The organism is Nitrosomonas communis, from assembly GCF_024102715.1.
GTDB lineage: Bacteria > Pseudomonadota > Gammaproteobacteria > Burkholderiales > Nitrosomonadaceae > Nitrosomonas > Nitrosomonas communis_B.
On sequence record NZ_JAGFJM010000130.1, the window covers coordinates 1 to 6,618 of the forward strand.

8 protein-coding genes are annotated in these 6,618 nt (G+C 46.6%); 2 read left to right on the top strand and 6 right to left on the bottom strand.

Annotation, left to right across the window (positions count from 1 at the left end):
• Positions 1–942: P22 phage major capsid protein family protein (locus J5I83_RS12735; RefSeq protein WP_304056690.1), on the bottom strand; the 942-nt coding region annotated here is incomplete at its 3' end.
• A 163-nt stretch (positions 943–1,105) separates the two neighbouring features.
• Between J5I83_RS12735 and J5I83_RS12740 the strand changes: the two genes are divergently transcribed.
• Together J5I83_RS12740 and J5I83_RS12745 are read left to right on the top strand one after the other, a co-directional pair.
• A complete protein-coding gene (locus tag J5I83_RS12740; protein ID WP_304056692.1) occupies positions 1,106–1,354 on the top strand; it encodes a type II toxin-antitoxin system RelE/ParE family toxin in 249 nt (82 codons plus the stop codon).
• Positions 1,338–1,667, top strand: coding sequence for a helix-turn-helix transcriptional regulator (locus J5I83_RS12745; RefSeq protein ID WP_304056694.1), 330 nt, complete (start codon positions 1,338–1,340; stop codon positions 1,665–1,667). The genes J5I83_RS12740 and J5I83_RS12745 overlap by 17 nt, the downstream gene beginning before the upstream one ends.
• 13 nt (positions 1,668–1,680) lie before the next feature.
• On the opposite strand, the gene J5I83_RS12750 is transcribed toward J5I83_RS12745, so the two are convergent.
• The 5 genes from J5I83_RS12750 to J5I83_RS12770 all read right to left on the bottom strand — a co-directional run.
• Entirely contained in the window at positions 1,681–2,439 is a 759-nt protein-coding gene (locus tag J5I83_RS12750; protein WP_304056697.1) for a hypothetical protein, read from the bottom strand.
• Between the two features lie 21 nt (positions 2,440–2,460).
• Positions 2,461–3,546 (bottom strand): minor capsid protein, encoded by a 1,086-nt coding sequence (locus tag J5I83_RS12755; protein ID WP_304056700.1) that lies wholly within the window; start codon positions 3,544–3,546, stop codon positions 2,461–2,463.
• 2 nt (positions 3,547–3,548) lie between these two features.
• The gene (locus J5I83_RS12760; protein WP_304056703.1) at positions 3,549–4,952 is read right to left on the bottom strand and encodes a DUF4055 domain-containing protein; all 1,404 of its coding nucleotides are present in this window, start codon (positions 4,950–4,952) and stop codon (positions 3,549–3,551) included.
• A gap of 5 nt (positions 4,953–4,957) precedes the next feature.
• A complete protein-coding gene (locus J5I83_RS12765) occupies positions 4,958–6,244 on the bottom strand; it encodes a terminase family protein (RefSeq protein ID WP_304056706.1) in 1,287 nt (428 codons plus the stop codon).
• Positions 6,228–6,618, bottom strand: a 391-nt coding sequence (locus tag J5I83_RS12770) for a terminase small subunit (protein ID WP_304056708.1), incomplete at its 5' end; no start/stop codon positions are given. The genes J5I83_RS12770 and J5I83_RS12765, both read right to left, overlap by 17 nt.

Sequence of the window (6,618 nt, forward strand, 5' to 3'; positions counted from 1 at the left end):
GGTTGCACCCACAACCGTAATATTCGTCGCAGCAGCGGGAATCGCTTGTTGCAAACCGGGTTCAGCCAGAGTGATCGTTCCGCCGTTCGATACCTGCGCATCACCTACTTTCACGACATACTGATGCGGATCACCTGCAAAGGTAATAATGTCCCCAGCCAGAATTGATCCGGTGCCAGCAGATGCCAGGGTAATTTCAGTTTCTCCGATAGCATATCCGGTTGTATTCGTCGTCGCGTCTGCAGCCGTACCAATCGTTACCGCACGCTTGATCTGCTTGGATGGGTGAATGTTGAAGTTTTCAACTACCCCAAGCGTACCGTCACGCAGCAATTCATCGGTACCAGCCTCATTCACTTTGAATAGGGAAGATTGCTTACCGCGCAGGTTGTTCATTGCGCGAGAACCAAGTCCAACATGCCAATCTTGGCTAGGCGCACCATTTTCTTCTAACACTTCCGCCATATTGGCAAAATCTGTCAAATCAGCTGCAGTGGCAAACGGGACAGCATTATAGGTACCCACTGCACGAGATGCGTGAATGTGTAACCCGGCCAGATCAGATTCGATCTCATTGGTCAAAGTGCGAATAGCCTGCGCAATACGATCACGATTGATCGTTGCATAGGTACCAGCATTAATCAATCCGCGTTGCTGTTCAGCATTGATACCGAACGGAACAGATCGGGATTTGGTGATCTTCAGCTCAACGTTTGAAATAGTCTGATTAGGAGCGGAAGAAGAGACATTGTCCACTTCCAGATCCTCAGCAGCCATCGTTCCGACCACAGGTGACAGGATAGATTGATCTTTTGCTGCGCGCTCAGCATTAGAATTGCGAGATACAGCGGGGATAAGCCCTACACGTTCACGTGCAACAATATCCATTGCTTCGTAAATCGTCGGGATTAAGTTTGTGAGTGTTAAAGTAACTGCTGCCATTTCATGTCCTCATGTGATTTCTGAGGCGCATAAAATAAAAACGCCCCAAGCAAAAATTGATTTACCCAGGGCGCTTACCCGGTGCTATCCCGTGCAAACGGGAATCACACTTTTTTCATAACATATCAGAATGTTTCTGACATATCAATACGCATAAAACTTATTGCCACCTTTTTCTCACCCGGAACGGAGAAAAGCTACGGCAAAATCCCGTCCAGCGCAGACCATTCGTGACGCGGTTGAAGAAAAACTGATTGTGTTTCCTGATTGCAATCAGGTTAAAAAGTTAACCAACCATCAATACCAATACCGTTTACGTGTAGGTAATTACCGGGTTTTCTTTAACTTTGATGGCGAGATTCATATTGTCGATATTCATGAGGTGAAAAAACGCGATGGAACGACTTACTAACTATCAAATTATCAATGATGCAGACGGGCATCCCGCTTTTGCTGTCATTCCTTATAAGGATTTTGTACGCACTCAGGCATTCGTCCCTAAAGATGGCGTACCGCATGCCGTCGTCAGCGCAGCAGTTGATGGGCAGCCCATGCTGCAAGCCTGGCGTGAATACTTGATGCTGACTCAAGAGGAAATAGCCAGCCGCATGGGCATTACACAGGCGGGCTATGCACAGATCGAGGCGGCCAAGCGTCCCCGTAAAAAAACACTGGAGAAAGCAGCGGCCGCCATGGGGATCACGTTGGAACAGTTGGCTTATTAATCAAATTTTTCGCTTAAGCCTCCACCAGCTTAACCTCTCCTTTTCGAAGCAGTGGCGCGATTTTCTGTCTTTCAGCCTGGTTCATTGCTGAGAATTCGGTACGCGTGATAATTCTATTGCCATCACCGCCACTCCAATTGGCGCGGTTGTTGTTAAACCCTGAACCGCTTGCTTTACTTCCGGCGATGATTGGTGCAAAGGATGGATTGGCCGCAAATTCAGCCTGCAATTCTTTAATCGACATCGCGCTGGGTTTTCCGTCTTTATCCAGCACTCTCACTAGCGGTTTGTCGTCTTTAATCTCGACTGCCAGCCTGGCGGAAATATGCGGAAGCAATACGTCTGCGCTGCCCTGGATAGCAAGGTCTGCCGCAAGTCTGGAAGCCGTTGCACCCACCGTAAGATTCTGGATCATTCGTTCATAACGTTGCGATGTTTCGTTCAGAATTGATTCCAGTGCGGTATATTTCTCATTCCAGGATTTTTCAACCGCTTCAACGTCACCCGATTTCTTAGCTGCATCCATTGCCGCTTTCTCGGCAGCTTTCTTTGCCTCAACCTTCTCCTGCATCAGTGCTTTGTTATTCGATTCAAGCTTGGCAATTGACTCCTGGAACGATGCAAGCTGCGTTTTTAGACTCTCATACTCAGCTGGATCGATAGCAGCAGGTTTTTGATCACCATCTCCCGAAGAACCATCACCGCCATTTCCACCAGCGCTTCCGGCTCCACCATTTTCAGTGTCCATCAGATACCATTTGAATCTATTCATTTCTGCTCCTTGTTAAAGATATTAAATTCCCGCGCGTTCAAAAGCTTTTGACTCAATCCGTTTCATCTGTTCGAGCGTCATTGGCTCAAAGTTCTTGTTCAGCTGCAGTTCTGAGAAACGCTCCATACTCAATCCACCGTCACGAAGCAGCTTTCCTCTTGTTTTGCCGATAACGGAATCCTGGAAATCTGCCGGCTGCTGTTTCAGCCAGTCGTAATAGTTAAGTTCTGCATCTACGCTGACCACTTTCCCATCTTCACCACGTGCTGCTTGGGTAGCGCCTTCCCGCAATGCTGCAAAGCGATCATCAAGAACAGACACGGTCGTAGTGCGGCAACGAATGTGAAATGGCGGCCTTGGCCCTTCATCAATCTTAAAAATCATCCCTGACATAGACCGGCAAATTGCGCTGGTTCTGTTATCCAATGTTGCAACAATCTTCACACCCTTAATGATGTCTCGGTTACGCTCCCAGGTGGATTGTCTGGCCTGACTTGATGCATGCTGCAATGCCGTCCTGGTGATGATATCTGCATCACGTCTGGAAATGGCAAGAATGCCGTCCGTGTATCCGGCCCTGGCAGTCCCTCGTATCCGATTGATGATCTGCTGATTGGTCTGGCCTTGAGCGAATCCTAGCCTGATTGCGCCCTCTATCCGCCTGGTGGTGTTATCTGGCAATTGCCTAAAGAACTGATCAAGCAGAGCACCGCCATTGATCCCCTCAACGGCTAACGGCCTGCTGAATACCGCTGTGCCGATCTGCAATTCGGTCGGCAGGACAAATTCACGTCTGATAACCACTTTATCCAGCGCCTTTTTCTCAAACTGCGCTTCATACAGTGCAGACTGTGTGATGCTATCCCGCCAGACGCTCTCATAATCCGCATAGGTTCCGGCTATGATCTCTCTGACGAGCGCAAGCTGTTTTTCCAGCCGGGATCGGGTGAATGACGTAATATCCGAACGGGAAAGAAGCTTTCTCAGATCCGCATCGAGTTCACTCAGGAAGTTGTCGAATGATTTAACCTCATGTGACTTTAAGCGCTCGTAGAATACTTGATGACGTGTCGCTATTTCGATCAGATCAGGAGACGGGGATGCCACCTTTATGCCACCTCAAAATCAGGGATACCCCTGACGACATTCAGTTCTTCCTGGAACTGCTCGAGTGTTTTTTCCTTATCCGTCAGATCGCGCTTCTTCAGATAGTCATGGAAATCTGATACTGGGATCGCCCCCTGAATGAAGCCCTCCATGATCGCTCTTAACTCATTTGCATCCATGCTGTGCGTTTTAAAGTCCATTGTGGTCTTGTAGTAAGCATCATCAGTATTGGCATTCATGTACCGACCGCACCACTGAATGGCTTTTGTGTACGCCTCGCTTAAGTTACTTGAGATCAAAGATAAGGTGCTGTGCTGTACCTCTCTTTCGCCTTCCACTTCGGTGGCTGTACGGTTAGAAGCTGTTACCATTAAAAGCCTTGCCCCCAGCATCACCATTTGATCGATCTTGTCTAGCATGGCTTGTCTGATCAATGGATTATGCGGCGCAGAAGCAAATCCGAATGTTTCTCCTTGAGGAACCCCCAGCAGGTTCCTGGAACCCACATACATATTATTTTCTTTGAGCATGTTGATATGCTCTTGAGTGATCCCGCTCATCCATGGCTGTGTTTGTCCCACAAACCAGACGTTATCCTCATAATCAGCACTGTTCCGATACAAACCGATATTCAGTTTTGATAATCCCTTCATTTTGGGGTTGTTCACCGAGACATCATTATTTTCTGCTCCGACGAAGGTGAACGGGATTTCTTCCCAGTAATTGCCAGATCCATCAAGCGGAGAATATTCATCGAACACTTCCCATTCGCCTTTTTTGTTCTGCCGCCACAGTCTCTCGGAATATTTACCATACCGAATAAACATTTCCTTGATCTGCTGTTTTTCCTCGAAACTGTAGCCATCTGATCCTAGTTCCTGATAGCTCTCCAGCAGCACAACCAGAGACAATACTGACCTGTATCCGATGTTGGTTTTCCGCCAGTTGATAATCTGCCTGGCATCGTATCTTTGAATAGAAGCAAATATATTCCCGCTCGATATATCCGCCATCGATACAGTGCCGTCAGTGCGCGGAAACCCGACTGCCAAACCGGCTCTACTCGTTCTGATCAAATCAAGCGACACTTGCTGAGACTGCTGATAAATACTGTTACCAGATCCATCACAGTTGATCTTATGATATTCAAGTTGCGCTGGAACTTCCAATTCAGGCCATTTTGAAAACAGCATGGAGTTCATTCCTTCCACTGTATGCTGGAGTACTGGATTGAAAATCGCTCGCGCCCGATATTGTTCGTTCCTTTGCCTGTTTTCTGGACTCGTATCATGAGGATTGAGGGTTAAAAGATATTTTTCGACATTCTCCATCTTGGATATATCATTGATCTCCTGCCAGACTGGCAAATACTTGTCATACTCAGGATGCCGAAAATCAATTGCCATTGTGTTTACCTCGCTGATCCAATGCCTGTAACCAGAACGGGTTTATTAATGGGGAATTCATACGCAATCGGATATGAAAATGAATCGCACTGATGATCGAAGCCGCTTTTCTTATCTGGCTCTCCATTGCTGTCATACGCCTGTTTCTCAAGGCAGCTTGCTATCGTTTTGCACTCCTTGGCGTTCACCCAGATCTTATTGAGCTGGAACTGTTTATTAACTGAATTAATCCGATCTTTGACAGCAGGATTTGACTTGTTCGCCCTGATCTCGAATCCGGCCTGACGAAGGATTGATAGATCAGAAATAGACGCGTCTGCTGACTTCCTGCTGCCGCCCGATGCATCCGGGTAGACGATGATCCGGTGACCCTTATCCTTCCAGCGTTCTTTAATGATTCTGGCCATATCCGGCGTATCGAACACATCCTTCAGTTCCGCTACGGCATGCCATCCGTTTTTCCTTTCGACAAATACTGACGCAGCCATATGCTGCACATTGAAGTCCATACCGATGCGCAATGTTTCCTTGTCGCGAATCGTCTCTGTGCTATTGTGAGCGGTACGATTGTAGCTTCTATAGACAGTCCCGGATTTGAGATTCACAAACTGGCCATGCAGATAAGCAGAGATCAATTCTTCCGGATACGCCTCAAGCAGGGAAGGGATGTAGTCATCAGGCAGATTCATTTCATTGTCGTAAGTGCTGGCTTGCACGATGCCGTAATTTTTTTCCAATTCAGGCTTATTCTGGATATCCTCGACGAATATCTTGTGAGTCGCCATGAATCCTTCCGGCGTGGTCGTTACATCAATGCCATTCCTGAGGCCATCCACCTTGTAACGCATCCTGGCCATGATCTTCCGCCAAGCCATCATGGCTTTGTCCAGTGGCAGAACGTCAAACTCATCAATCAATGCATGGCCGATTTTGAATCCGATAATCGATCCTGGGTTATCCATGGACCGACAGAGAATAGTTCCTATGTAGTTTCCTCTCACACTTAGAGAAACTTCTTTGTTAGCCTGGTTGATCTTTGTCTCCATGCAAAAAATGGATGCCACTTCCTCAATAGTCGGATAAAAAATATCCCTGATCATTGGATATGTTGGGGCAAAATAACCAGCATTTATCCTGCTGTACTGCATGAAATGTTTGCATAGACCAATTGAGCCCACGTAGGTTTTCCCGCCACCGTACCCGCTGACGAATGCTTTAAATTTATTTTTTAGATTAAGGAATTCAATCTGCGGACTGTTTACTGTTGTCCGTATATCAATCTCTTCTTGCATTCTTTTCTTCAATGATTACATTGAATTTAGGGATTGAATCCCATTGATCCATGTTCTTTTTGTTATCAAAATGCCCCAGTATTTTCGCCAAATTCTCCAGGGCTTTATTCTTATCCGGGATCTTGTATTTCATGATCTGGCCTATACCAACTTCGGTATTTCCGGCTGTCACTATATCTATGCCGTTAATCGCTGCAGCTGCATCATCTGACAGTTTGTAAATTGGGATTGGTTTTCCTTCATCGTCCATCATGTTTCGTATATCAAAGAACGCTAGTCTTGCCATCTCTGTCAATATTCTTTCATGGGTGACATTTATCTTTTTTGAAAGAGCGTCTCTACGAGCCGATATAGCATCTGAAATGTGACTTTTT